Annotated in this window: 28 protein-coding genes; all 28 read left to right on the forward strand. The window is 60.6% G+C overall.

The features are described from left to right. Positions 1 to 40 precede the first annotated feature (40 nt). The gene (locus RIN56_00330; GenBank protein MDR7865226.1) at positions 41 to 781 is read left to right on the forward strand and encodes a YebC/PmpR family DNA-binding transcriptional regulator; all 741 of its coding nucleotides are present in this window, start codon (positions 41 to 43) and stop codon (positions 779 to 781) included. A 243-nt stretch (positions 782 to 1,024) separates the two neighbouring features. After that, entirely contained in the window at positions 1,025 to 1,600 is a 576-nt protein-coding gene (locus tag RIN56_00335) for a BofC C-terminal domain-containing protein (protein ID MDR7865227.1), read from the forward strand. Positions 1,601 to 1,805: 205 nt separating this feature from the next. After that, a complete protein-coding gene (locus tag RIN56_00340) occupies positions 1,806 to 2,381 on the forward strand; it encodes a phosphate propanoyltransferase (protein ID MDR7865228.1) in 576 nt (191 codons plus the stop codon). 56 nt (positions 2,382 to 2,437) lie between these two features. After that, a complete protein-coding gene (buk, locus tag RIN56_00345) occupies positions 2,438 to 3,508 on the forward strand; it encodes a butyrate kinase (protein ID MDR7865229.1) in 1,071 nt (356 codons plus the stop codon). A 124-nt stretch (positions 3,509 to 3,632) separates the two neighbouring features. Beyond that, positions 3,633 to 4,130, forward strand: a complete 498-nt coding sequence (gene ruvC / locus RIN56_00350; GenBank protein ID MDR7865230.1) for a crossover junction endodeoxyribonuclease RuvC — start codon at positions 3,633 to 3,635, stop codon at positions 4,128 to 4,130. After that, entirely contained in the window at positions 4,127 to 4,729 is a 603-nt protein-coding gene (gene ruvA / locus RIN56_00355) for a Holliday junction branch migration protein RuvA (protein MDR7865231.1), read from the forward strand. Before ruvC ends, ruvA begins: the two co-directional genes overlap by 4 nt. A gap of 6 nt (positions 4,730 to 4,735) precedes the next feature. Continuing rightward, positions 4,736 to 5,764, forward strand: coding sequence for a Holliday junction branch migration DNA helicase RuvB (gene ruvB / locus RIN56_00360; protein MDR7865232.1), 1,029 nt, complete (start codon positions 4,736 to 4,738; stop codon positions 5,762 to 5,764). A 5-nt stretch (positions 5,765 to 5,769) separates the two neighbouring features. Then, on the forward strand, positions 5,770 to 6,354 hold the full coding sequence (locus tag RIN56_00365; protein MDR7865233.1) for an epoxyqueuosine reductase QueH: 585 nt from the start codon (positions 5,770 to 5,772) through the stop codon (positions 6,352 to 6,354). Next, positions 6,318 to 6,545 carry a DUF2905 domain-containing protein gene (locus RIN56_00370; GenBank protein ID MDR7865234.1) on the forward strand — a complete coding sequence of 76 codons (228 nt, stop codon included), beginning with the start codon at positions 6,318 to 6,320 and terminating at the stop codon, positions 6,543 to 6,545. The genes RIN56_00365 and RIN56_00370 overlap by 37 nt, the downstream gene beginning before the upstream one ends. Before the next feature lie 15 nt (positions 6,546 to 6,560). Beyond that, on the forward strand, positions 6,561 to 7,883 hold the full coding sequence (locus tag RIN56_00375) for a SpoIID/LytB domain-containing protein (protein MDR7865235.1): 1,323 nt from the start codon (positions 6,561 to 6,563) through the stop codon (positions 7,881 to 7,883). Positions 7,884 to 7,893: 10 nt separating this feature from the next. Then, complete coding sequence (gene queA / locus RIN56_00380; GenBank protein ID MDR7865236.1) at positions 7,894 to 8,913, forward strand: tRNA preQ1(34) S-adenosylmethionine ribosyltransferase-isomerase QueA; 1,020 nt, start codon at positions 7,894 to 7,896, stop codon at positions 8,911 to 8,913. A gap of 25 nt (positions 8,914 to 8,938) precedes the next feature. Then, complete coding sequence (gene tgt, locus RIN56_00385) at positions 8,939 to 10,051, forward strand: tRNA guanosine(34) transglycosylase Tgt (GenBank protein MDR7865237.1); 1,113 nt, start codon at positions 8,939 to 8,941, stop codon at positions 10,049 to 10,051. A 58-nt stretch (positions 10,052 to 10,109) separates the two neighbouring features. Further along, on the forward strand, positions 10,110 to 10,388 hold the full coding sequence (gene yajC, locus RIN56_00390) for a preprotein translocase subunit YajC (GenBank protein ID MDR7865238.1): 279 nt from the start codon (positions 10,110 to 10,112) through the stop codon (positions 10,386 to 10,388). A gap of 2 nt (positions 10,389 to 10,390) precedes the next feature. Continuing rightward, positions 10,391 to 10,978: a 5-formyltetrahydrofolate cyclo-ligase gene (locus tag RIN56_00395; protein MDR7865239.1), complete on the forward strand. Its 588-nt coding sequence runs from the start codon at positions 10,391 to 10,393 to the stop codon at positions 10,976 to 10,978. A 37-nt stretch (positions 10,979 to 11,015) separates the two neighbouring features. Next, on the forward strand, positions 11,016 to 11,720 hold the full coding sequence (locus RIN56_00400; protein MDR7865240.1) for a PP2C family protein-serine/threonine phosphatase: 705 nt from the start codon (positions 11,016 to 11,018) through the stop codon (positions 11,718 to 11,720). Then, positions 11,701 to 12,108 (forward strand): hypothetical protein, encoded by a 408-nt coding sequence (locus RIN56_00405; GenBank protein ID MDR7865241.1) that lies wholly within the window; start codon positions 11,701 to 11,703, stop codon positions 12,106 to 12,108. The genes RIN56_00400 and RIN56_00405 overlap by 20 nt, the downstream gene beginning before the upstream one ends. Continuing rightward, positions 12,074 to 12,739 (forward strand): HD domain-containing protein, encoded by a 666-nt coding sequence (locus RIN56_00410; protein MDR7865242.1) that lies wholly within the window; start codon positions 12,074 to 12,076, stop codon positions 12,737 to 12,739. Before RIN56_00405 ends, RIN56_00410 begins: the two co-directional genes overlap by 35 nt. Before the next feature lie 85 nt (positions 12,740 to 12,824). Beyond that, entirely contained in the window at positions 12,825 to 14,030 is a 1,206-nt protein-coding gene (gene secD, locus RIN56_00415; GenBank protein MDR7865243.1) for a protein translocase subunit SecD, read from the forward strand. A 12-nt stretch (positions 14,031 to 14,042) separates the two neighbouring features. Continuing rightward, on the forward strand, positions 14,043 to 14,957 hold the full coding sequence (gene secF / locus RIN56_00420) for a protein translocase subunit SecF (GenBank protein MDR7865244.1): 915 nt from the start codon (positions 14,043 to 14,045) through the stop codon (positions 14,955 to 14,957). 134 nt (positions 14,958 to 15,091) lie between these two features. Next, on the forward strand, positions 15,092 to 16,105 hold the full coding sequence (locus RIN56_00425) for a hypothetical protein (protein ID MDR7865245.1): 1,014 nt from the start codon (positions 15,092 to 15,094) through the stop codon (positions 16,103 to 16,105). A 42-nt stretch (positions 16,106 to 16,147) separates the two neighbouring features. Next, entirely contained in the window at positions 16,148 to 16,609 is a 462-nt protein-coding gene (locus tag RIN56_00430; protein MDR7865246.1) for a DUF456 family protein, read from the forward strand. Positions 16,610 to 16,770: 161 nt separating this feature from the next. Next, positions 16,771 to 18,102 carry a magnesium chelatase gene (locus RIN56_00435; protein ID MDR7865247.1) on the forward strand — a complete coding sequence of 444 codons (1,332 nt, stop codon included), beginning with the start codon at positions 16,771 to 16,773 and terminating at the stop codon, positions 18,100 to 18,102. Further along, a complete protein-coding gene (locus tag RIN56_00440) occupies positions 18,095 to 19,855 on the forward strand; it encodes a VWA domain-containing protein (protein ID MDR7865248.1) in 1,761 nt (586 codons plus the stop codon). Before RIN56_00435 ends, RIN56_00440 begins: the two co-directional genes overlap by 8 nt. Before the next feature lie 155 nt (positions 19,856 to 20,010). Further along, a complete protein-coding gene (locus tag RIN56_00445; protein MDR7865249.1) occupies positions 20,011 to 20,331 on the forward strand; it encodes a LapA family protein in 321 nt (106 codons plus the stop codon). A gap of 103 nt (positions 20,332 to 20,434) precedes the next feature. Beyond that, the gene (gene recJ, locus RIN56_00450) at positions 20,435 to 22,888 is read left to right on the forward strand and encodes a single-stranded-DNA-specific exonuclease RecJ (protein ID MDR7865250.1); all 2,454 of its coding nucleotides are present in this window, start codon (positions 20,435 to 20,437) and stop codon (positions 22,886 to 22,888) included. Between the two features lie 36 nt (positions 22,889 to 22,924). Continuing rightward, positions 22,925 to 25,132 carry a bifunctional (p)ppGpp synthetase/guanosine-3',5'-bis(diphosphate) 3'-pyrophosphohydrolase gene (locus RIN56_00455; protein MDR7865251.1) on the forward strand — a complete coding sequence of 736 codons (2,208 nt, stop codon included), beginning with the start codon at positions 22,925 to 22,927 and terminating at the stop codon, positions 25,130 to 25,132. Further along, a complete protein-coding gene (gene dtd, locus RIN56_00460) occupies positions 25,129 to 25,578 on the forward strand; it encodes a D-aminoacyl-tRNA deacylase (protein ID MDR7865252.1) in 450 nt (149 codons plus the stop codon). The genes RIN56_00455 and dtd overlap by 4 nt, the downstream gene beginning before the upstream one ends. Positions 25,579 to 25,592: 14 nt before the next feature. After that, the gene (locus RIN56_00465; protein MDR7865253.1) at positions 25,593 to 26,216 is read left to right on the forward strand and encodes an MBL fold metallo-hydrolase; all 624 of its coding nucleotides are present in this window, start codon (positions 25,593 to 25,595) and stop codon (positions 26,214 to 26,216) included. Positions 26,217 to 26,315: the final 99 nt, after the last annotated feature.

Genomic DNA, 26,315 nt, shown 5'->3' on the forward strand with positions numbered 1-26,315 from the left:
TAAAATATAGCCTGACTTAACAACAGGAGAGGGGAACGGTATGTCAGGACACTCCAAATGGGCTAACATAAAGCACCGCAAAGGCAAAATGGATGCCATCCGCGGCAAGATAACCACCAAGATCAGCCGCGAGATCACCGTGGCCGCCCGGGCGGGAGGCGCCGACCCGGCCGGAAACATGCGGCTTAAGCTCGCTTTGCAGAAAGCCAAGGAAAACAACGTGCCCAAAGACAACATCCAGCGGGCTATCCAGAAGGGCGTCGGCGCGCTTGATGGTGGCAACTACGAAGAAATCGCCTACGAGGGCTACGGTCCCGGCGGCGTAGCCGTCCTGCTGGAAATCATGACCGACAACCGCAACCGCACTGCGGCCGACATCCGCCATCTGTTCTCCAAATACGGCGGCAACCTCGGCGAAGCGGGCTGCGTATCGTGGATGTTCGACAAGAAAGGGCTCTTCCTTGTCGACAAAGCCGGCGTAAACGAGGAAGACCTCATGCTCATCGCCCTTGAAGCCGGCGCCGAAGACATCAAAAGCGAAGATGACCAGTACGAAATAACCACCGCCCCGGACGACTGGGAGCAAGTCCGCGTCGCCCTGGAAACCGCCAAAGTCGTAACCGCCTCCGCCCAGATCACCATGGTCCCCCAGACCACCGTCGAACTGGCCGGCGACGACGCCGTCAAGATGCTCAAACTCCTGGACGCCCTCGAAGAACACGACGACGTCCAGGAAGTCTACGCCAACTTCGACATACCTGATGATATGATGGACGATTAAGCAGGCCGCCGGCCTGCTTTTTCCTTTGCCAGGGTTGCCGATAAGGCCCCATCTGCGGCGTTGCTCCTCGGCTGCCATCCTCAGCGTACGCACGTGTACGCTTCCGGTGTCATCCTCCGGTGCGTCTTGCATCTGGGGCCTTCTCGACAACCCAGGGCTGCCGACACTGCTTTCGTCAAAATATGTATAATTTTTCCCTCTTCTGGCAATAATGAAGGCATCACATACCAGGGAGGGTTTTGCATGTTGCCCTTTCCCCCAAAGGTTTTAAGGCGTATTCTGCTGGCGGCGGGATTGCTCGCCGCGGGGGCGGCGTTTGCGGCAGCCTACGGCAGCGGCCTTCTGCCCTGGCCGGGAAAAGAAAGCCCGGCGCGGGACACGGAGGTCGCTAAGCAGGATACGAAAATCAAAATCACCGCCACCACCGATTTCACCCAAAAAATCACCTACCTCAAATGCGGCGACGAGGAAACGTTCCATTCCAAGCCGGCCGACAACCTCGTCGGCCTCACCGCCGCTCAGGTACAGAAGGTATACACCGGCTGGACGATGGACAAATTCGACACCCAGGAAGCCGTCCTATCCCTTAAAATCGACAGCTATTGCCGCGAACACGCCAACAACACGTTTATCGGCGTCAAGGACGGGTATGTGGCCGTCTACTCAGGCCGGCCGGGCCCCCGGGCCATCGTCAAAGAAATCACCAGAATCCCCGTCCAGCAACTAACCATCGAAGACATCGAAGAACTGAAGCGGGGCATGGTCGTCAAATCCAGGGAAGAGCTGCTGCGTACCCTTGAAGGGATGCAGGCTCAATAATATCAACAAACTGAGCGTGAGCCGGGTGCTCGCGCTCTTTTTCGTTATCCGTGGCCTCGTCCTCGCGTCAGCCACCGGGATTTGTATTCAAAATACATCACCACAATAGCAGGAAAAAAGACAAATATTATAGAATTTATATTGTGTTCTGTAAATGAGAACGTCGTTCGGCAGACGGAAACGAAATATCAAGGAGTGTTTGTAGATGCCGGGAAAGCTCGTCCCTGTGGGGATCTCGGCCCGGCACGTCCATGTTTGTCAAGAACATATGGACGTGCTTTTCGGTGCCGGGCACAAATTGACACCTTATAAAGACCTATATCAGATCGGTTACTATGCGGCCGCGGAGACCGTCGACCTGGTATCGCCGACCGGGACGATCAAGAAAGTCCGTATCCTCGGGCCGGAACGGAAGACCTCCCAGGTGGAGATATCGCGCAGCGACGCCCTCAAGCTGGGGATATTCGTGCCCGTGCGCGACTCCGGCGATCTTGACGGCTCCCCGCCGATCACCATGGTCGGTCCTTGCGGGTCGGTTACACTGCCGCAAGGCGTCATCGCCGCCTGGCGGCACATCCATATGGACCCGGAGGACGCCGCCGCCTTCGGCGTCAAAGATCGCGACTTTGTTAGGGTCAGGTGCCACAGCGAACACCGACCGCTCGTCTTCGAGAACGTGCTGGTCAGAGTCTTGGTAGGCTGGCTGCTCGAAATGCACCTCGACACCGACGAAGCCAACGCCGCCATGCTGAATAACGGCGACCGCGTCGAAATACTCTAGCCCTTATTCGCCGTACCGCGTACGGCAGAAGACACATTGAGGAGAGTGGGACAGTCATGGCTGAGAGAATCTTGGCGATCAACCCCGGGTCGACCTCGACAAAGATAGCCGTTTTTGCCGGCAGCCACGAGATATTTACCGAAAACCTCAGCCACAGCGCCGAGGAACTGGCCGGGTTTGCCGACATCATGGCCCAAATCCCTTACCGTCTGGCAAAAATACGCGAAATCCTCAAACACAACGGGCTGAACATGAGAGACATCGCAGCCGTCGTCGGCCGCGGCGGCCTGCTCAAGCCGATGCTGAGCGGCACGTATACCGTCAACACGGTGATGCTGGACGACCTGAAAAACGCGCGCTACGGAGCGCACGCCTCCAACCTCGGCGCCATACTGGCCGACCTGCTGGCCGCCGAAGCGTCCATCCCCGCCTATATCGTCGACCCGGTCGTCGTCGACGAACTCGACGACGTCGCCCGGATAACCGGCCGGCCAGAGATAACCAAGAAGAGCATCTTCCACGCCCTTAACCAGAAGGCCACCGCCAAACGGTTTGCCCACGGCATCAACCGTAAGTACGAAGAACTCAATCTCATCGTCGCCCATCTCGGCGGCGGCATCTCGGTCGGCTGCCATCGGCAGGGGCGGGTGGTAGAGGTCAATAACGCCCTCGACGGCGAAGGACCGTTCACCCCGGAGCGGGCCGGCACCGTCCAGGCGGGGCAGTTCGCCGAGCTCGTGCTCGACCGCAGCCTCGGCAAAGGCGACGTGGCGAAAATGCTCGCCGGAAAAGGCGGACTTGTCGCCTGTCTGGGCACCAACGACGCTAGGGAGGTCGAAAAGCGCATCAAGGCCGGCGACAAAGAGGCCGAAACCGTCTACAACGCCATGATTTACCAGATAGCCCGCTACATCGCCGCCGCCGCCGTGCCGGTCTGCGGCAGGGTAGATTACATCATCCTCACCGGCGGCATCGCCTACTCCGAATACCTGACCGCCAAGCTCAAGGAATACGTGGCCTTCATCGCCCCCGTCACCGTCGTGCCGGGCGAAAATGAGCTACAGGCGCTGGCCGAAGGCGCCCTTCGCGTGCTGGACGGCGAAGAGCAGCCGCGGGAATACCGGTAGCAAAACGCATGGCCCACCCTGCCGACAACCGGAGGGTGGGTTTTTCGTCGCCATCGCAGCCCGCTAATATGGAGGAATAAGGTTTCCGGCCGTCGAATTACCGTTTGACAAAGGAGGGCGAGAAATGCTCGTACTCGGCATCGACCCAGGAACCGCTATCTGCGGCTGGGGCGTGGTCCGGCAGGAAGGCAGCCGCATTCAGGCCGTCGCTTACGGAGCCGCGCAAACAAGCTCCACCCTCGACACCGCCGCCCGCCTCGCCGCCGTCTTCCGCGCCATCGACGCGCTCATCAAAGAGCACCGGCCGGATATCGTTGGCGTCGAACAGCTCTTCTTCAACAAGAACGTCACCACCGCCATGACCGTCGGTCAGGCCCGCGGCGTCATACTCCTCGCGGCCGCCCTCAACGACGTCGCCGTTACCGAATGCACCCCCCTGCAGGTCAAGCAGGCTGTCGTCGGTTACGGCAAAGCCACTAAGGAACAGGTCATCTACATGACTCAGAAACTCCTCTGTCTGCCGGCCAAACCGCATCCCGACGACGTGGCCGACGCCCTGGCGGTGGCCATCTGCACCGCCCACACCAGCACATTGAGCAAAATGAGGGACAACAAGCGATGATCGGTTATCTGAAAGGCACCGTCACCCACCTGTATAACGAACACTGCTTCCTCGACGTCCAGGGAGTCGGCTACCGCGTTTTCATCCCCGCCTCCACCAGGCAGCAGCTTGCCGCCGGCGCGGCCGTTACCCTGTTCACCCATCTCAATGTCCGCGAAGACGCCATGCTGCTGTTCGGGTTTGCCACCAGCGGCGAGTACGAACTTTTCCAACACCTCATCACGGTCGCCGGCGTCGGCCCCAAGGTCGCTCTCGGCGTGCTGTCCGCAATCAGCCCGGCCGAATTCCGCGCCGCCATCAGCCAGAAAAACGCCGCCATGCTGACCCGCATCCCCGGCATCGGCAAAAAGACTGCCGAGCGCCTCATCCTCGAACTGAAAGACAAACTCGGCTTGCCGGACGATTTCACCCCCGCCGCCGTCAAAACCGGCCTGTCCGCCGAAATACCGCAGGACGCCCGCCAGGAAGCTGTTCAGGCGCTGATATCCCTGGGCTACAGCCAGGGCGAAGTCGGTTCCGTCCTCCAGAAGATCAAGGCCGACGGGCAGAGCGCCGAAGAAATGATAAAACTCGCCCTCAAAGAGTTCGCCAGGAGGTAGCCCCCCATGGAAGAAGACAGAATCGTCGCCGGCGGCGTCCAGGACGTCGACACCTGGCAGTACAGCCTGCGGCCGCGGCGGCTCAGCGAATACATCGGCCAGGACCAGGTAAAGCAGAACCTCACCGTTTTCATCCAGGCCGCCGCCGCCCGCGGCGAAGCTCTCGACCACGTCCTGCTTTACGGACCGCCGGGCCTGGGGAAGACCACCCTCGCCGGCATCATCGCCAACGAACTCGGCGTTGGCTTCCGGGTCACTTCCGGGCCGGCCATCGAGCGCCCCGGCGACCTCGCCGCCCTGCTCACCAACCTCGCCGACAAGGACGTCCTCTTCATTGACGAAATCCACCGTCTGCCCCGCGGCGTCGAGGAAATCCTCTACACCGCCATGGAAGACTACGCACTCGACATCATCATCGGCAAAGGGCCCAGCGCCCGCTCCATCCGCCTCGATTTGCCGCGCTTCACGCTTGTCGGCGCCACCACCCGGGCCGGGGCGCTCAGCGCGCCGCTCCGCGACCGGTTCGGCGTCGTCTGCCGTCTGGAATACTACGAACAGCAGCACCTCGAATGTATTATAAAACGGGCCTCGGAAATACTGAACATTGCCGTCGACGCCCGCGGCTCCGAGGAAATTGCCCGCCGTTCCCGCGGCACCCCCCGGGTGGCCAACCGTCTCCTCAAAAGAGTGCGCGACTATGCCCAGGTCGCCGCTGACGGCGTCATCACCCAGCAAGTCGCCGACCAGGCCCTGGCCATGCTGGAAGTCGACCGCCGCGGCCTTGACAAAACCGACCGGCGCCTGCTGACAACCATCATCGCCATGTTCGGCGGCGGACCGGTCGGCGTGGAAACGCTCGCCGCCGCCATCAGCGAAGAAACAGCCACCATCGAGGACGTTTACGAACCCTTCCTCATGCAGCTCGGCCTGCTGAGCCGCACTCCCCGCGGCCGCGTCGTCACCCCCGCCGCCTATGACCATGTCGGCATCCCCTACAAGAGCGACAACGGCGAAAAACAAGAAAAGCTCTGGTGAAATAAATGAAGATCCTGCTCCATCTCTGCTGCGGCCCCTGCGCCGCCTTTCCCGTCCAACACCTGCGTGAGGCGGGCCACGAAATCGTGGGCTACTTCTTTAACCCCAACATTCATCCCTACAAGGAATTTACGCGTCGCCTCGAAACCAGCAGGGAATTCGCCGCCAAGGTCGGCCTCGACCTGGTCGTCGATGCCGCGTACACCCTTGAGGACTACCTTGTCCGGGCGCTGGCCGCCGGCGACGACCGCTGCCGCGCCTGCTACGGACTGCGGCTTGAGAAAGCCGCCCGCTATGCCGGGGACCACGGCTTCGACTGTTTCACAACCACCCTGCTCGTAAGCCCATATCAGCGCCACGAGATCATCAAAGAAGTCGGCGAAAGCGCCGCCGCGTCGGAAAACGTGCCGTTCTGCTACATAGACTTCCGGCCCGGCTGGACGGAAGGGGTCAGGATAAGCAAGGAGCTCGAGCTATACCGTCAGCCCTACTGCGGCTGCATCTTCAGCGAACGGGACCGCTACTATAAACCGCGGAAGGAGGATCGCCTGCAATGCCCACAGGCTTCGACTCCCTCGGCAAAACCCTGATGATATTCGGCGCCGTCCTCCTCATCGTCGGGGCGGTGCTTCACTTCGGCGCCAAGATACCCTGGCTGGGGAGGCTGCCGGGCGACATCCACGTCGAAAAGGAAAACTTCAGCTTCTATTTCCCGGTCGTCACCTGTATCGTCATAAGCGTCATCCTGACCGTAGCCTTCAATCTTTTTACCCGCCGTTAGGCTAAAGGAGAATATATGCGCAAAGCTATCCTCATCCTGAGCCTGCTGCTGCTTGCCCTGCTGCCCGCCGCCCTGACCGAGGCCGCTCAAACCTCCCCGCCGCTCATCAAGGTCGGCCTATGGTCCAACCAGACCAGCATCGTTCTTTCCGCGACCGAAGGATTTTCCCTGGCCGACGCCGACAGCAAGGAAACTATCGGCACTTACCAGGCCAAGGAGAAAATCATGGTCACCTATGCGGCTTCAGGCATGGCCATCAACGGTCAGCCGGTCGCGGCCCGCGAACTGGTCACCGTTTTGCCGGCGAAAGCCTCCGCCGCTATTGAAGTCAACAGGCGCCAGTACAGGGGAACGGTCAGCATCCGCCGCACCGTCGGCAAAAACGGTATGACCGTCGTGAATACCCTGCCGCTCGAAGAATACGTCTACGGCATCATCGCCCGCGAAATATCCCCCGCCTGGCCGGCGGAAGCGGTGAAAGCCCAGGCGGTCGCCGCCCGTACCTACGCCCTCTACAGCTACGGCAAACACCGCGACGACGGGTATGACGTCTGCGCCACCACCGACTGCCAGGTTTACGGCGGCAAGACCGCCGAGGACGCCCGCGCCACTAAGGCGGTCGATGATACCCGCGGCTTGATCGTAACCTACAAAGGCAAACCCGTCCCGGCCTACTTTCACGGCAGCGGCGGCGGCTTCACCGAAAACAGCGAAAACGTCTGGGGAAGTCACCACCCCTCCCTCCGTGGCGTCGCCGATTTCGACCAAAGCTCTCCCCACTACAGCTGGGAGAAGCAGATGACCCAGAAAGAAGTGGAAGCTGCCCTGGAAGGCGCCGGCATAAAGATCGGCAGCCTGCAGACCATCGAGCTTTCCCCGCTGACCAAACCGCCGGTCACTAGCTTTGATCGGGGCGTTTCCGGCCGGATAAAAGACCTCCGGCTTGGCGGCAGCGCCGGCAGCACTGTAATCAGCGGCGCCAAGCTGCGCACCATCCTCGGCCTCAACAGCACCCTCTTTGACATCAAAGTGATCCTTCCGGCCGAAAAGGCGGTAAAGTTCGAGATAACCGACAGTTACGGCGACCGCGATACGAAGACTGTACCGATCAACGTTAAACCCCTGCCCAGCAAGGCTGACAAACCCAACATCCGGAGCCTGAGCGGCCGGGCCAACGAAACCATCGTCTTCACCGGCTTCGGCTGGGGCCATGGTCTCGGTCTTTCCCAGTGGGGCGCGAAAGCCATGGCCGAAAAGGCGCCGGCCGGCGACACCGCATATTTCCGAGAGATATTGAAACACTACTACACAGGCGTAGAGATAAGCAAACTCTACTGAGGAGTCCCCTATGCAGCTATCCGAATTCGACTATCATCTGCCGGAAGAACTGATCGCCCAGCATCCCGCAGCAGTCCGCGATCAGTCGCGGCTTTTGGTGCTTGGCAGAGGTAACGGCGCCGTATCGCACCGCCGTTTCTACGACCTGCCCTCATATCTCGTTCCCGGCGATACGCTCGTATTCAACGACACGCGGGTGATCCCCGCCCGCCTCGTCGGCGCCAAGGCCGATACCGGCGGCAAAGTGGAGGTTTTTCTCCTCAACCGGCTGGCGGACGACCGGTGGGAAACCCTCGTCAAGCCTGGCCGCAAACTGCGGCCGGGGACGACGGTAAACTTCGGCGACGACCTGAGCGGGGAAATACTTGCTGTTACCGACTTTGGCGGACGTGTCGTCCGCTTTAGTTTTAACGGCATCTTCGAGGAAGTGCTCGACAGGCTGGGGGAGACGCCGCTACCGCCGTATATACACGAACAATTGCTAGACAAGGAGCGCTACCAGACAGTATATTCGCGAGCTCGCGGCTCAGCCGCCGCCCCTACAGCGGGCTTGCATTTCACTGACAAATTACTGTCATCTCTGGCAGATAACTCTATCAATCTTGCCTTCCTTACCCTCCATGTCGGCCTGGGCACTTTCCGGCCGGTAAGCGCGGAAAACATCCTCGACCATAAAATGCACCGCGAATACTACTCCATCCCGCCGGCGGCGGCCGACACCGTTAACCGCGCCAAAGAACGCGGCGGCCGGATAATCGCCGTCGGCACGACCGCGGTCCGTACGCTGGAAACGGTCGCCAGGGATGGGCGGATCGAGGCCGGCAGCGGGTGGACGGACATCTTCATCTACCCCGGCCACCATTTCCAAATGGTCGACGCCCTTCTCACCAACTTTCACCTGCCGAAGTCGACGCTGTTGATGCTTGTCAGCGCCTTCGCCGGCCGCGAAAACGCCCTGGCCGCCTACCGCGAAGCGGTGGCGGAGCGGTATCGGTTTTTCAGCTTCGGCGATGCGATGCTGATTATTTGAAAAGATTATAGAGAGAGGTTCTCCGATGGCTGTTACGTTCGAACTCATAAAAAAATGCCCGGCTACCGGCGCGCGGGCCGGTCGCCTCTACACCCCCCACGGCGTCTTCGATACGCCGATCTTCATGCCGGTGGGAACCCAGGCCACCGTAAAGGCTATGTCGCCCCACGAACTGGCGGCTATGGGGGCCGGCATCATTCTCAGCAACACCTACCATTTGTTTTTGCGGCCGGGGCACGATCTGGTCGCCGAGGCCGGCGGCCTCCATTCCTTTATGCAGTGGGATCGCGGTATCCTCACCGACAGCGGCGGTTTCCAGGTTTTCAGCCTCGGCCCGCTGCGCAAGATCGGCGAGGAAGGGGTGGCCTTCCGGTCTCACATCGACGGCTCGAAGCAATTTCTGTCGCCGGAGAAGGCGACCGAGGTACAAATGGCCCTGGGGGCGGACATCATCATGGCCTTTGACGAGTGTGTGCCTTACCCGGCCGACCACGCTTACGCCAAAGCTTCCACCGAGCGGACAACCCGCTGGGCGGAACGCTGCCTCAAGACCCATACCCGTAAGGACCAGGCCCTGTTCGGCATCGTCCAGGGAGGGATGCACAAGGATCTGAGGGCGATGAGCGCCCGCGACCTTGTCAGCATGAAATTCCCCGGCTACGGAATCGGCGGCCTGAGCGTCGGCGAACCCAAACCGCTGATGTACGAGATGCTGGAGGAGACGGTCCCCCTGCTGCCGGTAGACAAGCCCCGCTACCTGATGGGCGTGGGCACGCCGGATTGCCTGGTGGAGGGCGTCATGCGCGGTGTAGACATGTTCGACTGCGTTTTCCCCACCCGCGTGGCCCGCAACGGCACGGTTATGACCAGCCGCGGCCGCCTGGTGCTGAAAAATGCCGAGTATGCCCGCGATTTCCGCCCGATCGACCCGGACTGCGGCTGCTATACCTGCAGCAACTTCTCGCGGGCCTATATCCGTCATCTTCTCAAGGCCGAGGAAATCTTCGGCCTGCGGCTTACGACCACCCATAATCTGTACTTTCTCATCAAGTTCATGCGCGATATGCGCAGGGCGATAATCGACGACCGATTCCTTTCCTTCCGTGAAGAGTTTTGGGCTAAATACCCAACCCCTTAGAGGAATTACGGGAAAGGCGCAGAATATATCGGGAGGACAAAACGGGAGGTGATTTGGTATGGAGTTTCTTTCACCGGAAATTATGCAATGGGCGCCGTTTGTAATCATGATCGTTATCTTCTACTTCCTGTTCTACAGGCCGCAGAAGAGAGATCAGCAAAAACGCGCCGATATGCTCGGCAGTCTGAAAAAAGGCGACCGCATCGTCACCATCGGTGGTCTGCACGGCACCATCACTGCGTTCAGCGACGACACCGTAACTATCAAAGTAGCGGAAAAAGTAGAGCTTGACTTCAACCGCGCGGCGATAGCTTCGGTAAAAAGCAAGGCTGATTAGTCATGTCCTCCGGAAAGGAAGCCAAGCAGAGGCTGCGCCGGGAAATGCTCGCCATACGGCGCAGCCTTTCTGCCGAGGAGATCAAAATGGGGAGCGAGGCTATCGCTGCCTATTTTTGTGCGTGGCCGAAATACCGGGCCGCCAAGGTTGTGATGTTTTATCTCCCGATGGCGGACGAGCCTCAGACGGCCGCACTTATCGAGGACGCCTGGCGGGAAGGGAAAATAGTGGCCGTGCCGCTGATGGGCGAGGTTTACGGCGTCATGGAGGCCGCGGTCCTCGACGGCTGGGACGGCCTCGTGACCGGCCGCCTTGGGCTCAAGATGCCCGACCCGGCCAAAACCCGGCGGATTGACCCGGTTGACATCGAACTTGTCGTCGTCCCTGGCGTGGTTTTCGATGCCGCCGGACGCCGTGTGGGTATGGGAGCGGGCTATTACGACCGTTTTCTGCCGAAGGCCGCGTCCGCCTGCCGTATGGGGCTCGCCTGGTCGGCCCAGATAGTGCCGGAGGTTCCTGCCGAAGAGCATGACGTGCGAATGGAGTATCTCTTGACGGAAACCGGCTTTCGGCCCCTGTCGGGCGGATAGCTTCGCAGTGATGTCCGTCTTTTATGGGGGTGGCAAAGTGGAGATCAGGATCGGCATTGCCAAAGCCAACAAATACGCGGTCGCCGAATGCGGCGACAGTTTCGAGGTGGCAGAACGACCACGGGGTGGTATTTCTGCCATTTTCGCTGACGGTCAGGGCAGCGGCAAGGCGGCCAAGCAGACCAGCAGCCTCGTGATCAACCGGGCGGCGTCGCTGATCGCCGAAGGTGTGAGGGATGGCGCGGTGGCCAGGACGGTCCACGATTACCTCTATGCCATGAAAGACGGGCGGGTATCCTCAACCCTGACCATTCTCAGCGCCGATTACGACGCCCAGACGCTGCTATTTTCCCGCAACGCCAACTGCCCGGTGCTGGTGAAGACCGAATTCGGCGTTTCCGTCTACGATGAGGAGGTCCCGCCCATTGGCGTGCACAAATATATGAAGCCGCTGATGAATCAAGTCCCCCTCGATGTGGGCACAATTCTGGTATCCTATACTGACGGCATTCAGGCGGCCGGCCGCAAGCGCGGCAATGCCATCGACCATGGCCGCCTGCTGAAGCTTCTTGAAGACAATGGCCCCGACGACGTGGAATTTATCGCCGAGAATATATTGGAATACGCTCTGACGCTGGATGATTACCGGCCTGGCGATGACATGACCGTAGTGGTCATGGGCATTTCGGACCGGGATTCGACCCACCGGATTCAGCGGTTCAGTGTCTCGTTTCCATACTGAGCGGGTGAAGGCGATGCGGATTGTTGTGGTAGGGCCGTGCGCCAGCGGCAAGACGACCCTGGTCAACCGTCTGCGGGAGTTGGGCCTCGATGCCCACAACGTCGCCCAGGAACATTCGGGGATAAAGGCGCTGTGGCGTAAGAAGAGCCCCGATGTGGTAGTGATGCTGGACGCGTCATTGCCGGTCATCCGCCGGCGGCGTTCCGTTCCCTGGGGTGAAGAGCGGCTTGAGGCGCAGCGCGAAAGGCTGCGGGACGCCCGGGAACACGCCAGCCTTTTCATCCAGACCGATCCGCTGTCGCGGGAAGAAGTAACCGAACGGGTACTGGAGTACATCGCGGGGAGAACTGACAATGGCAGCACTGACTGTGGCAGATCTGAAGGATGATCATGAGGTCGGGGTCTATTTATCCTGCAGCACGGAGTACTTATGCCGGCTGGGTTTCACCGAACACGGCAGGCGGCACGCCGCGCTTGTTTCCGAGCGGGCCCGACGCGTGCTGGCGCAGCTTGGCTACGGAGAGCGGGACCGCGAGCTTGCCGGTGTGGCCGGCTATCTGCACGATATCGCCAACCTCGTCAACCGTTACAACCACGGCGGCACGGGAGCGGTGATGGCGTACGCCATCTTGAGCCGTTTCGGCATGGCTCCTGAGGAGATCGCCCTGGTCGTTTCGGCGATCGGCAACCACGAGGAGGAGCGGGGCAACGCCATCAACCACATAGCTTCGGCGCTCATCATCGCCGACAAGTCGGATGTTCACCGTTCGCGGGTGACTCATACCGATTTCGCCAAGTTCGAAATCCATGACAGAGTGAACTACGCGGCCGAGGACAGCCGCCTGAATATCGACCGCGAGGGCGGCACCATCACCCTCGAGCTGACCATCGACACGGCCATCTGCCCGGTTATGGAGTATTTCGAGATTTTCCTGAACCGTATGATCATGTGCCGGCGGGCGGCCGAATTTTTAAACTGCAAGTTTGGCCTGGTCATCAACGACAACCAGCTGCTTTAGACGCCTTGTTGCGTTAATTGACAGCGGACAGGCCATGAAGATATAATTAAGTTTGTGCAATAGAACAAGATAGGGGGAAAAATCCTTGAGATGGGGTAATCTGACCACTTTCTCGGTGGTTGTTTTGGCCATTTTACTTGTTTTCGGCGTTTACATCTCGCCTCTGGTTATGTCGGTGAAACAGGGACTCGATCTGCAGGGCGGAACGCATGTGGTAATGGAAGCGGTCGAGACGCCGGACGCCCAGGTGAACGAAGACGCCATGCAGCGGGTTGTAAAGGTCATGGAGCGCCGCGTCAACGAGCTGGGACTCACCGAGCCAATTATCCAGCGGCAGGGCGACCGCCGCATCATCATCGAGTTGCCTGGGGTCAAGGATCCCGAGGGCGCCATCGCCCTGATCGGCAAGACGGCGCTGTTGGAGTTCAAGACCGAGGACGGCAAGACCGTTCTCACCGGCAAGGACCTGAAAGACGCCAAAGCCCAGATCACTCAGAGCAACCGCCACGACGTCGGTATCGAATTCACCGACGAAGGCGGCAAGAAATTCGGCGACCTGACGGCCAAGAACGTCGGCAAACATATCGCCATCACGCTTGACGGCCAAGTGCTTACCAACCCCGTGGTCCAGGAAGCCATCCCGAGCGGCAAGGCGGTTATCACCGGCCAGCGCACCATCGAAGAGGCGCAGAATCTGGCCATTCTCCTGCGCTCCGGCGCGCTGCCCGTCAAGATGAATATCATCGAGACGCGGACGGTCGGCCCGACTCTCGGCCAGGATTCGAAAGACAAGAGCAAGATCGCTTTCACAATAAGCATCGCCGCCATCGTGGTCTTCATGATCGCCTTCTACCGCCTGGCGGGCGTGGTGGCCAACATCACTCTGATGCTGTACGTCATGATGCTGCTGGTGGCCCTCAAGATGCTCAACGCCACCCTGACCCTCCCCGGCATTGCCGGCATCATCCTGTCGATGGGCATGGCGGTTGACGCCAATGTGCTGATCTTCGAGCGGTTCAAGGAGGAGTACCGCGGCGGCAAAACGCTGCGGGCCGCCATGGACGCCGGCTTCAACCGTGCGTTCACCACTATCTTCGACTCCAACGTTACGACCTTGTTCGCCGCGATTGTCCTCTTCTTCCTCGGCTCAGGTCCGATCAAGGGCTTCGCCATCACTCTCGGCCTGGGCATCCTGCTGAGTATGTTCACGGCCATTACGGTTACCAAGTATCTCCTCAAGTCGTTGATGAACGCCAACGTGTTCAAAAGCGGCAAAATATTCGGGGCTTAGGGGGTGGGGCAGATGTCACTTAAATTCGACTTTATCGGCAAACGCTACTGGTGGTTCGCGCTGTCGGCGCTGATCTTAATTCCCTGCCTCATTTCCATCGCAATCCAGGGGTTCAACCTCGGCATCGACTTCACCGGCGGCACGCTCCTCGATCTCAAATTCGCCCAGCCGGTTTCCGTCGCCCAGGTACGCGACGTTCTCAAGGACTACGGCTTGGAGGGCAGTACTATTCAGCTCGCGGCCGGCGCCCAGACCGAAACGGCGACCAACGTGTTTATCCGCACCCATGTGCTTGATGAAAGCGAGCGTACGACGGTGCTTGCGGCTCTGAAACAGAAGGCGGGGGCCTTCGATGTCCTCCGCGTTGAGAAGGTCGGCGCCATTATCGGCTCCGAGCTGACCAAGCAGGCGATAATCGCCCTGATTGTGTCCTGGCTGCTGATGATCGCTTATATAACCTTCCGGTTCGAGTTCAAATTCGGCGTCTCGGCCGTACTGGCCATCATTCACGATGTCATCATCGTGCTGGGCATTTTCTCGATCTTCAGGCTTGAAGTCGACGCCGCCTTCGTGGCCGCCATCCTGACAGTCGTCGGCTATTCCATCAACGATACCATTGTCATCTTCGACCGCATCCGCGAGAACCTCAAGACCCACCGTAAGACGGAGAGTTTTCAGGATATGGTCAACCGCAGCATCTGGCAGACGATGACCCGCTCGATCTACACCGTCGTGACCGTGCTGTTTTGCTCGCTGGCCCTCTATTTCTTCGGCGGCGAGACGACGAAAAACTTCGCCTTGGCCCTGACGGTCGGGTTCGTGGCTGGCGCCTATTCCTCGATATGCAATGCCAGCCCCATTTGGGTAACCCTGAAGGAGATGTCCGAGCGTCACCGCGTGGAAGCCAAACTGAAGGGTTCGAAATAAAATACCGCCCCAAAACCCGGGATAATATCCCGGGTTTTTTTGTGCTCCCAGGGGCGGCGGTTTTTACCGTAATACGGGTGCACCAAGCGGCGAATCAGGCAATATCATAGTAGGAGCAAAAAGGTGGTGAGCCTATGTGGATACTCCTGCCGGCGCTGTCGCTGGCAATCGTCCATATCGCCGGCGACAACGCCGGCGTGGTTCCGGACGAAACCTCCAGAGCGGGCGCGGGGATATTCGTCACGATTATCCTGGCCTATAGCGTCTTCGGCGCCGGACTGACAGGGCTTGCCGCCTGGATCGGCGTACGCACCGGAGCCGAATTGGCAGTCGTCGTCCGCCGACTGTTCGGGATGCGCGTGAAAAAGCTGTTCGCGGTCATCACCTTGGGGATTTCAATCCCGGCCAGCGCCCTGACGGGCGGTTATTTCGCCGCGCTGTTGGTGCGCGACCTAACCGGGCTGCCGCAGGCGGCGGCAGCGCCGCTATGCTTGGCCTTATTTACCCTGATGGCGGCCGGTTACCTGGCCGAGCTGCTGATAATAGCCAATTATTGCTCTTTGCTGCTGGTCCCGGCGATCGTCATCCTGCTTGCCTCATCCGGCGGAGGCGGAGCATTGCCGCAGCCGCCGCCGGCGGAAATAGACTGGCCGCTGGTAATGGCGCTGTTCGGCTACAACGCCGGCGGGATGCGGCCCGCCCTGGCGGCGGAAACGGCCGCCTGCCTGGCGAGACGGGGCGGCCGGGCTGTGTGGCTTACCGTGGCCGCCAAACTTGTCGAGGGTGTGTTGACGGTAGCCCTGGCCTATATAGTGCTTGCGGCCGGCGCAACCGGTCCGATGGCCCTGACGGCCGCCGCCGCAGGTGTTTTCGGCCCGACCGGGGGGGCGATTTTTGCCGGCGTGCTGTTTTGCACATTCGCTACGACGATGGTGCCGGCGATGGTCGTAAACGGGCGGCATGTGGCCTGCTGCACCGGCATGGCTTCATGGAAGGCGGTGACAGCCGCGGGCGGCGCCGTTTACCTGGCGACCTTTTTGCCCTATGATACGGCTCTGGGGATTATGGCCTGGACCGCCGCAGCGACGACTATGTTTATCTGCTATACGGCGTATGCAGTACATAAAAACGGCGGCAATCAGCAATAATCTAGGTAGAAACTGCCCAAAAGAGGGGCTCTGGACTTGTTATTGCTGAAAGTCACTGTAATTCTCATAATGCTGGTCGGCCTCGGACTTACGCTGATGCCTCGTCTGCCGGGCACTCTTGTCATCATGGGCGCCGCTGTCCTCTATCTGGGCGCGGCCGGCGCCGCCGCTCCTCCATGGGTAGTGGCGGCGCTTGTGGCACTGGCTTTCGCCGCCGAAGTCGGGGGGCGGATGCTGCGGCTTTATCTCACCCGCCGCTATTCGCTGTCGCGAGTTTTCTGCGTCAACAGTTCGGTTGGCAATATCGGCGGCATTCTTGCCGCCGACGCCCTGCTGGGCCCGGTTCTCGGCCTGGTGGTGTGGGAGTTTTTCGCCGGCAAAACGCTGGCCCCCCGTTGGGATACGGTGGCGCGCGTCCTGCTGCGACTGGCGGCTGTGGCTGCCGTCCGTTTCGGCTGCGGGCTGCTGATGATTGTCCTTGTGCTAGTATATATCATGGGCTGAGAGGGGCGGTTTCGGCCTGTGCTCATATCCAAGGCTGGCGTTTTGCCGGCGGTAACGACTGGCGGCTCGCATGGCGGGGCGCCGATTTTCATGTCCTGGTTCGGGTAGGGGCGGGGTCTGCGGGTTACAATAATACAAACAGGCGGGAGGGCGAGAAAAAGATGTACAACCGGTTGATCCGTCATAACGGCAACAGTGATTTATTCAGGGCCGTAGAGCTGTCGGTCGCGGCGCTGACGAGCCGCCATCCCTTTCACCTTCACGCGGAAGGCTTGCGCGGTACGGGAAAGACCACCATCCTGCGGGCGGCGGCAATGCAGTTGCCGCCGATCGTCCGCGTACAGGGCTGCATCTATAATTGCCACCCGGCGTGGCCTCATTGCCCGGAGCACAAAGGACTCGACGCGGCGGCAATCGACCGGATCGGCCGGGAGGTAGTGCCCTGCCCGTTTTTGGAGATCTCTCAGTCGGCGAAGGTCGGCACCGTTCTCGGCAGCATTGATCTGGGGCGGCTTGTCGACAGTCGCAGTCCGGCGGCCGCTCTTCTCCCCGGTACGATTCTCCAGGCTCATCGCGGGGTTGTTTTCATCGACGAAATCAACCGGTTGGCCGACACCGGACCAGAGCTGGCCGATGTCCTTCTCGATGTGATGGGTACAAAGCCCGGCCGGGTGCAGGTAGAGGAAACGGGGCTGCCGGTTGTGGAGATGCCGGTGGAGGTGACGGTGTGGGCGGCCTCCAATCCCGACGAGGAGCCAGGGGCGCTGGCCCAGGTGCGCAGACAGCTGGCCGACAGGTTCGATATGGTGGTGAATATGGGTAGGCCCAACGATTATCGGGCGGTGGCGGCAATGCTTGCCCAGCGGGAAGGTATGGCTCTGCCGGCGATGGACGAGGCTGGTTTTCGGCTGGGCGACTTCCGGAGCGTGGCGGTCGGCGATGAACTGCGCACAATACTGGCGGCGATTTATGTCGACTTCAATCTCGAGAGCCTGAGAGCCATAGAAGGGTTGGAGACTGCAGCCCGACTGGCGGCTATCCAAGCCGGGCGGCGAAAGGCGCTGGCGGAGGATGTCGCGCTGGTGGCGCCGATGGTTTTAGGCCACCGGACCGATAACGCCACGCTGGCGGGTATCCTCAAGCACTTGCAGGCGGTGGACGGCAACCGGATATCCAGGGTACAGGCCGTTGAAACCGGCAAATCGCCGGACAAAACGCAGACCGAGACGGCCGAAGCCGGCGGTGCGCCTTCGCGCTGGAGCAATTGGTGGGCCGGGCTGAAACGGCGGCTGGAATCGGGACGTTCGCGGCGGGAGTCTTCAGCGGGCAGCGGCGGCGGACAAGGGGCGGCTGGCGGGGAGCAGGCGTCGGCGAGTGCGATAGCCGATCCCACGAATACAAATATCGTCGCTCCGCCCCGCACGGCCGTGCCCCTGGCCGAACTGCCGGCGGAAAAATACGTGAGCGGCGAGGACGGCAACCGCCATGTATGAGACGAAACTCGATTACAACGCCAGTTTTTTCAACGAACTGGAAAGGCCGGTCGCTCTTTTGCAGGCCATGATCAGGGAGAACAGGGGGGCGCGGATAGGCCAGAGCACGGTGGTCAGCCGGAAGATGCACACTTTGGAGGCGGCACAGCCGGAGACGGTGACCATCCTGACGAACGTCGACGCTGGCAGAAAATTTTATAACCGGCAGAACGAAGGCGAAGTATTTCACTTGGATATCTTCCATCAATGCGGCCGGGTCGATCATCGTCAGGTGGCGGCCAGACTGCGGCAGGCTGTTGAGATATACGGTTTCCACAACAATATTTATGCCAGCCACCATTTTGGGTTTAGAGGCGGCGGCGCAGCGGTCAGCGCGGATTTTGTCGATGTCCAGACCGGAACAGGCGGCGGCAGGATTACGGGCAGTCTCAATTACGGGCAGAAGCTTTCCCTGCGGCGGGCCCACGAAAACCACGTGCATGTCACCGCCATGCTGCCCGGCGAGCACGTTGCCGGTTTGTTTTACCTCGTTATGGCGGCGGAGGAAGCTATCCGCGCGGCCGGACTCGAGCTGAGACGCAATGAACGGCTAGTCCACGGCCGGGGTGGGGGCAGCGGCGGCGATCTTTCCCCTTACTGCGATCAGTCGGACTCGTTCCTGCGCGAGAAAGGGGCCGGGGCGACGGAGACGGTGCAGCGGCACCAGTATCTCCAGGATGTCACCGATCTGGCCGACGAATTCGATACTGTACAGGATGTGAAGGATGTGCTTGCTGAGGCTGACGGCGGCGCGGGGGAGCAAAAGTTGCTGCAGTCGCTGGCGCGGCGGGGGAGCGGCGAGCAGGCGCTGCGGCGGCTGGAGCGGCAGGGGATTGTGGCCGTAGAGGGCGGGAAGGTCCGCATCACCGAGTACGGACAAGGATTAAAGTCTTACCTCGACAGGCATCTGCCGGAGATCGAGGCTTATCTGCGGCGAGCCTTCAGGCTTTTTCGCCCTCCGGTATGGCGCCCGGGGCGCAGCAAGCTGCTGGCGGAGGAAGGGCAGGGCGGTAACGGGCCGCGGCAGCTTAAGCCGCGCGACGGCAGCGGGACATGCGGGGAACTGGCCGTTGCCGAGACGGTCAACGCCGCTGCCAGACGGGCCCTTGAAGCGGCGCACGGCGGTCTGGAAATAACCGCCGCCGACCTGCGGGAATTTGTGCGCAAACGACGACAGAAGGCGGAGATATGCCTGGTGGTCGATGCCAGCGCCAGTATGACGGGGCAACGGCTCAGGGCGGCCAAGTTTTTGGCCAGGCATTTGTTGTTGTCCACGCCGGACCGTCTGGCGATTATTGCTTTCCAGGAGGACTCGGCTAAGCTGGTCCAGCCGCTGACCCGCGACTGGCAGCAGGTGGAGGGCAGCCTGCGGGGGATAACGTCCTTCGGCTCGACGCCCCTGGCAGGCGCTTTGACCACGTGCCAGGCTTACCTGCGCGAGGCTAGTGTGCGCAACCCGCTGATAATCCTTATTACCGACGGCATCCCGACGGTGGCCGAACACTCCCGCGACCCGCTGACCGACGCTTTGGAGGCGGCGGCGGCGATAAAGCTGTCCGGCTACGGGTTTGCCTGCATCGGGCTCAAACCGCACCGCGATTTTCTCGCCCAGTTGGCCGAGCGGGCCGGGGGCAGCCTGTATGTGCTGGAGGAGCTTGAGAAGCATGCGATGGTTAATGCAGCGTGGAGCGAGCGCGTGGGCCGCTGCCTCTGAAGGCTGGCAGTGTATTTTCTTTACGGACGACGCATTCGACGGCGGTGATAACGCGGGGCGGCTCGCGTTATTGTTTTTTGCGTTATTGAAAGGTATTATCAACAGCTGGCGAGAATAATAGATACTTAAGTAAATTTACCTGGGGTGGTGGAATTATGCTATCTTTGGTACTGGCGCTTGTTTTTGCTTTACTTGTAGCAGCGTTTGCCATCCAGAATTCTCTGCCGGTGACCGTTTCTTTCGTCACTTGGAGTTTTCAGACTTCGCTTGTCATCGTCATTCTCGGGGCGGCGACTTTCGGGGCGCTGGCCGTGATGTCGCTGGCTGTCCCGATGCAGATCAAGGCGAGGTGGCAATTAAAGAAGGCTCTCCATCGCCAGGGCGAGCTCGAGGCTGAGGCGAAAACGCTGCAGGAACGGCTGGATAAGGAAATGGTCAAAGAACAGGCCCAAGAAGTGAGCAAGAACGGTATATAGCGGTTCGCCGCCTCATCTGCGGGTGGGGGCGGTTGGAGGTTGTATGGCAAGACCAGAAAAATTATGGCGCGTTGGGCCGGCATGCACCGAGCTGGCCGCGCGTTTGGCGCGGTGCCTTGGCATGTCGCCGGTCGTCGCCCAGGTGCTCGTGAACCGCGGCATTGGCGACGAGGCCGAAGCCCGGCGCTTTTTGCACGGCGGCCGGGAGGAACTGCCCGATCCGTATCTGATGCAGGGCATGGAGCGGGCGGCCGGCCGGATCGATGCCGCGCTCAAAGCCGGCGAGCGGATAACGATTTACGGCGATTACGATGTCGACGGGGTGACGGCCACGGCGCTGCTTTACCGCGTACTAGAGCGGCTGGGCGGCGCGGTGGATTATTATATCCCCGAACGCCAGAACGAGGGCTACGGGCTCAACGCGGCGGCGCTGGAGTCGTTGTTTCAGTTGGGCACGCGACTTATCGTCACGGTCGACTGCGGAATCAGCGCGGCTGACGAAGTGGCGGCGTTCGCCGGCAGGATGGATATTGTCGTTACCGACCACCACCAGCCGCCGGAGGTTTTGCCGCCGGCCCATGCCGTGATTAATCCCAAACAGAACGGGTGCTCTTATCCCGAAAAGAATCTGGCCGGGGTGGGAGTGGCTTTTAAGCTTTGCCAGGCGCTCTGGCAGCGGCATATGGGCGACGATGCCGAGCTTTATGATTATCTCGATCTTGTGGCGGTCGGTACGATCGCCGATATTGTGCCGCTGACAGGGGAAAACCGGGTGCTGGTCAAGCTGGGGCTGGCCCGTCTCGCGGTTACGGAAAATATCGGTCTCCAGGCATTAATGAAGGCCGCCGGCCTGCCGGCCGAGAAGATTGATACAGGCAGGGTGGGATTTGGCATCGCGCCGCGGCTGAACGCGGCCGGCCGCCTGAGCCACGCCGCCGCCGGGGTGGAACTGCTGATCACCGGTGACGGCGCACGGGCGACGGAATTGGCCGCCGAACTGGACACCGAGAACAGCCGCCGCCAGACGGTGGAGAAGGAGCTGCTGACGGCGGCGGAGGAGATGCTGGCCGTTACCGGCCCCGGCACCGGAGAGGTGCTTGTGCTGGCGGGCGAGGACTGGCACCCCGGCGTCATCGGTATAGTAGCTTCGCGCCTGCTGGACAGGTATTACCGCCCGGTTGTCATGATCAGCGTCCGTGACGGGGTGGGCAAAGGCTCGTGCCGCAGCATCCCCGGCTTCGATATTTACCGCGCCCTCGAACAGTGCGCCGACCTACTCATCCAGTTCGGCGGACATCAGTATGCGGCCGGACTTACCGTGGAGGCCGCGAAGATCGATCTGCTGAGAGACAGGCTCAGCGCTATTGCCGCAGCGACGCTGACGGCCGACGATTATCAGCCGGTGTTAAATATCGATACCCGCGTCGCCCTGGACGAGATCGACGCCGCGCTTCTCCAGCAATTGGCCGCTTTGGCGCCTCACGGCGCGGGCAACCCCAGTCCGGTGTTCGTTTGCGAGGAATTGGCGGTTACCGGGGTGAGGCCGGTAGGGCAGGAGGGGCGCCATCTGAAGCTGAGGGTGAGGCGGGAGCGCGTCAACGGCGATGTCATTGGCTGGAATCTGGGCGGACTGGCCGCCCGTTTGGAAGGCGACGCGACTATCGATTTGGCGTTTGTACCCGAGTTCAACGAGTGGCAGGGTCAGCGGACCATCCAGCTTAAAGCCCATGATGTCCGCGTGCGGCCGGCGGTGCCCGACCATGTGCGGCTTACAGACGCCCGCGGGGAAGACAAGGACGCTTACCTGGCGCGACTGCTGCCGGGCAGCCGGAAGACCATTATCGTGGTAAATGACCGCCGCGAAGCGGTGCTGCTTGCCCGCAGGCTTCGCAGGCTGCCGGAAACATCCGGCAATGTGGGCTGCTGGCACCCGGCCATGGGGGCGAAACGGGAGCGGCGGCTGCGTGATCGGTATGCAGTCGGGGATGTGCGGGTGCTGGTGGCGGCCGGTTATTACGGTGGCGACGGAGATGATATCGCTGACATCGTATTTTACAGCCCGCCGCTGACGAAAGCGTTGCTCGGCGCCTACTGCCGTTTGGCTGCCGCCCAAAGCGGGCCTGTGACGTTGCATTTTGCCTATGCAGCCGCCGACGGGCGCGAAGCCGGCGCTGTACTTGAAGAATTGTTTCCCGATCGTAAAATGATCGGGTGGGTGTATCTCACCCTCCGGGAGGCCGCCAAACCTGATGGCAGCGTCTGTCTGCCGCCGCGGCTGCTGGCCCGGGCCGTCGCTGCGAGGAGCGGCAAGGCCGTCAGCCCGGAAAGTCTGGCGGCAAGTATCACCGTTCTCGCTGAGATAGGTCTGGCGAGCCGGGACGATAGTAGTGCGAACAAAATTATTCTGGCGCCCGTGCCGGACCGGAAGCAGGACCTGGAGCACTCGGCCGCGTTTTGCGCGGGCATTGCCGCCCGGCAGGGGTACGCCGCCCTCAACACGCGCCTGATCCGCTCGCCGCTCAAAGAACTGTGGAAGATGGCGACAGACGGGGAATAATCTATAGCAAGCAATTTGTCGGGAGGAGGTGTACTCTTGAGCAGCGAACCGGCAATCGGCATCGGTGATCTTATAGGCCAAATAAAGACATATCTGCCGGAAGAAGCGGCGACAACGGTCGAAAAGGCGTATCGCTTTGCTCAGGCTGCCCATGAGGGGCAGAAGCGGGTATCCGGGGCAGAGTATATCTCTCATCCCCTGGGTGTCGCCAAAATTCTCGCCGATCTTCAGCTCGACGCCGTCACCATCGGCGCCGCCCTCCTGCACGACGTTGTGGAGGATACCACGGTTACCGCCGAAGAACTGGAAAAGCAGTTTGGCAAGGAAGTGGCCATGCTGGTCGACGGAGTCACCAAGCTGAGCCGCATCGAATATAAATCCAAGGAAGAACAGCAACTGGAAAACTACCGCAAGATGTTCCTGGCAATGGCCAAGGACATCCGCGTGGTGCTGATAAAACTCGCCGACCGCCTGCACAATATGCGGACCCTAAAGTTTATGTCCGCCGAGAAGCAGCGGGAAACGGCGCGCGAGACTCTGGAGATATTCGCCCCCCTGGCGCACCGGCTGGGTATTTTCCGTGTCAAATGGGAGCTTGAGGATCTGGCTTTCCGTTTCCTGGAACCGGACAATTATTACAAACTCGTCGACGAGGTCAAGCAGAAAAGGGCCGAACGCGAGGAAATGATCGGCGAGGCTGTCGTTCTGCTGCGCGAGCGTTTGGAAGCGATGGGCATCAGGGCCGAGATCCAGGGACGGCCGAAGAATTTCTACAGCATCTTCAAAAAGATGCAGAAAGACCATAAAGACCTCGGCGAGATATACGACCTGTCGGCGGTCAGGGTCGTTGTCGACAATGTTAAGGACTGTTACGGCGCGCTCGGCATCGTCCACACGCTGTGGAAGCCGTTGCCGTACCGGTTCAAGGATTTTATCGCCATGCCGAAGTCCAACCTCTACCAGTCGCTGCACACCACCGTTATCGGCCCCGCCGGCCAGCCGCTGGAAATCCAGATCAGGACCTGGGAAATGCACCGCATCTCCGAATACGGCATTGCCGCCCACTGGCGTTACAAGGAAGGCGGCAAGAACACCGACAAGGATTACGACCAGAAGCTGTCCTGGCTGCGGCAACTGCTCGAATGGCAGCAGGATCTCCGCGATCCGCGGGAATTCATGGAGACGGTCCGGCTCGACGTTCTCACCGACGAAGTCTTCGTGTTCACTCCCCGGGGCGACGTCATCGATCTGCCGGCAGGCTCCAACCCCATCGACTTCGCCTACCGCGTCCACACCGAAGTCGGTCACCGCTGCACCGGCGCCCGCGTCAACAACAAGATGGTGCCGCTGGAGACAAAACTCACCAACGGCGACATCGTCGAGATCATCACCAGCAAACAGGCCGGCGGCCCCAGCCGCGACTGGCTCAATATCGTAGCCTCCACCGACACGAAAAACAAGATCCGCCAGTGGTTCAAGAAGGAGAAGCGGGAGGAGAACATCGCCAAAGGCCGCGAGATGCTTGAGAAGGAGAGCAAGCGGCTGGGCTTCGAAGTGTCCGATCTGACGAAAGGCGACCGGCTGGAGGAACTGGCCCGGAAGCTTAACTGGGGGAGCGCGGAAGACTTGGTGGCCGCCCTCGGCTATGGCGGGCAATCGCTGCCGGGGGTAATGACCAAGCTCGTAGAGGCTTATCGCAAGGCCCAGCGGACTGCCGCTCCCGTCGACCTCGCCACCATCGTGGCCGAGGTGAAACCGAAAAAAGCCAAAAGCAAAGCGAGCCACGGCGTCCTTGTTAAAGGCGAGGCCGGGGTGCTGGTACGGCTGGCCCGCTGTTGCAATCCTGTGCCTGGCGACGAAATCGTCGGCTACATCACCCGCGGCCGCGGCGTATCGGTGCACCGCACCGACTGCCCCAACATCCTCGGCAGCCGCGAGGAATTCGAACGGATGATCGAGGTCGAATGGGACGTCACTCCCGATAACCTCTACCGCGTACCGGTGGAAATCTCCTGTGTCGACCGGGCCGGCGTCCTGTCAGAGATACTGATGATGACGTCCGAAGCCAAGATCAACGTCAGCTCGGTCAAAGCCAAAACCCAAAAGAACAAACTTGCCACCATCTATCTAAGCCTGGAGATCGCCAGTCTCAGCCAGTTGGAGAATATAATGAACAAGATGCGCAAGGTCAAGGATGTATACAGTGTCCAGCGCGCCGCTCCGACGGTGGGAGGGGCGCTGTGAGGGCGGTGGTGCAGCGCACCGACGCCGCGTCGGTGACGGTCGGCGGTAACCAGGTAGCGGCAGTAGGCCGCGGCCTTACCGTATTTCTCGGCGTCGGCGACGGCGACGGCGAAGCGGACGTCCGCTACCTGGCGGAAAAAATTGTCAATCTGCGCATTTTTCCCGATGATCAGGGTAAAATGAATCTGTCCCTCCGGGAGGTGGCCGGCGAATTGCTGGTCGTTTCGCAGTTTACCCTTTACGGCGACTGCCGCAAAGGCCGTCGGCCGGGGTTCGACGCCGCCGCTCCGCCGGCCGTAGCCCAGCAACTATACGAAAAGTTCATCGCCTTCTGCCGGGACACCGGAGTAAAGACCGCAAGCGGCCAATTCCAGGCCGAAATGATCGTAAAACTTGAAAATCACGGGCCGGTAACCATGCTGCTCGACAGCGGCCGCCTGTTTTAAGGAGGAAGGACAACGTGAAAATTGTCAAACTGGAAGTCGGCAGCCTCGGCACGAACTGCTACATCGTCTCTGACGAAGAGACAAGAGAGGCGGCGGTAATCGATCCCGGCGGCAGCGTGGCTGAAATCCTCGCCGTCGTCGGCAGGGAGAAACTTACCGTCAAGTATATCATCAATACCCACGGGCATGCCGACCATGTGCTGGGCAACATGCGCGTCAAGGAGGCCACAGGCGCCCCCATCCTTATCCACGAGGCCGACGCCGGCATGCTTACAAGCGGGCAGCTCAACCTGTCGGCCTGGATCGGCGGCAGCGTTTCCTGCGGCCCGGCCGACACGCTGCTAAAAGAGGGCGACGTCATCAAGGTCGCCGCCGGCCTCGAACTGACCGTCATCCACACCCCCGGCCACACGCCGGGCTGCATCTGCCTGAAGACCGACGGCGTTCTCTTCAGCGGCGACACGCTGTTCGCCGAGTCGATCGGCCGCACCGATTTCCCCGGCGGCTCGTACAGCCAGCTTATCACCAACGTCAAAGAAAAGCTCCTCGTCCTCGACGACAGCGTAAAAGTCTACCCCGGACACGGACCGGAGACGAGCATCGGCTGGGAGAAGAAGATGAACCCGTTCATCCAATAGGTGTCGGCCGTTGATAAACCCCCATCTGCGGCGTTGCTCCTCCGGTGCGCCCCGCACACAATTCGTACCAACAATCGTCACTAGACCTATCGCGCTCGC

The sequence above is a fragment of the Sporomusaceae bacterium genome, from assembly GCA_031460455.1.
Taxonomy (GTDB): domain Bacteria; phylum Bacillota; class Negativicutes; order Sporomusales; family UBA7701; genus Anaeroselena.

What these genes read in the sequence shown, in the direction of transcription:
- RIN56_00330 (MDR7865226.1), top strand. Translation starts at nt 41, where the DNA reads ATGTCAGGACACTCCAAATGGGCTAACATAAAGCACCGCAAAGGCAAA.
- RIN56_00335 (MDR7865227.1), top strand. Translation starts at nt 1,025, where the DNA reads ATGTTGCCCTTTCCCCCAAAGGTTTTAAGGCGTATTCTGCTGGCGGCG.
- RIN56_00340 (MDR7865228.1), top strand. Translation starts at nt 1,806, where the DNA reads ATGCCGGGAAAGCTCGTCCCTGTGGGGATCTCGGCCCGGCACGTCCAT.
- buk (MDR7865229.1), top strand. Translation starts at nt 2,438, where the DNA reads ATGGCTGAGAGAATCTTGGCGATCAACCCCGGGTCGACCTCGACAAAG.
- ruvC (MDR7865230.1), top strand. Translation starts at nt 3,633, where the DNA reads ATGCTCGTACTCGGCATCGACCCAGGAACCGCTATCTGCGGCTGGGGC.
- ruvA (MDR7865231.1), top strand. Translation starts at nt 4,127, where the DNA reads ATGATCGGTTATCTGAAAGGCACCGTCACCCACCTGTATAACGAACAC.
- ruvB (MDR7865232.1), top strand. Translation starts at nt 4,736, where the DNA reads ATGGAAGAAGACAGAATCGTCGCCGGCGGCGTCCAGGACGTCGACACC.
- RIN56_00365 (MDR7865233.1), top strand. Translation starts at nt 5,770, where the DNA reads ATGAAGATCCTGCTCCATCTCTGCTGCGGCCCCTGCGCCGCCTTTCCC.
- RIN56_00370 (MDR7865234.1), top strand. Translation starts at nt 6,318, where the DNA reads ATGCCCACAGGCTTCGACTCCCTCGGCAAAACCCTGATGATATTCGGC.
- RIN56_00375 (MDR7865235.1), top strand. Translation starts at nt 6,561, where the DNA reads ATGCGCAAAGCTATCCTCATCCTGAGCCTGCTGCTGCTTGCCCTGCTG.
- queA (MDR7865236.1), top strand. Translation starts at nt 7,894, where the DNA reads ATGCAGCTATCCGAATTCGACTATCATCTGCCGGAAGAACTGATCGCC.
- tgt (MDR7865237.1), top strand. Translation starts at nt 8,939, where the DNA reads ATGGCTGTTACGTTCGAACTCATAAAAAAATGCCCGGCTACCGGCGCG.
- yajC (MDR7865238.1), top strand. Translation starts at nt 10,110, where the DNA reads ATGGAGTTTCTTTCACCGGAAATTATGCAATGGGCGCCGTTTGTAATC.
- RIN56_00395 (MDR7865239.1), top strand. Translation starts at nt 10,391, where the DNA reads ATGTCCTCCGGAAAGGAAGCCAAGCAGAGGCTGCGCCGGGAAATGCTC.
- RIN56_00410 (MDR7865242.1), top strand. Translation starts at nt 12,074, where the DNA reads ATGGCAGCACTGACTGTGGCAGATCTGAAGGATGATCATGAGGTCGGG.
- secF (MDR7865244.1), top strand. Translation starts at nt 14,043, where the DNA reads ATGTCACTTAAATTCGACTTTATCGGCAAACGCTACTGGTGGTTCGCG.
- RIN56_00425 (MDR7865245.1), top strand. Translation starts at nt 15,092, where the DNA reads ATGTGGATACTCCTGCCGGCGCTGTCGCTGGCAATCGTCCATATCGCC.
- RIN56_00435 (MDR7865247.1), top strand. Translation starts at nt 16,771, where the DNA reads ATGTACAACCGGTTGATCCGTCATAACGGCAACAGTGATTTATTCAGG.
- RIN56_00440 (MDR7865248.1), top strand. Translation starts at nt 18,095, where the DNA reads ATGTATGAGACGAAACTCGATTACAACGCCAGTTTTTTCAACGAACTG.
- RIN56_00445 (MDR7865249.1), top strand. Translation starts at nt 20,011, where the DNA reads ATGCTATCTTTGGTACTGGCGCTTGTTTTTGCTTTACTTGTAGCAGCG.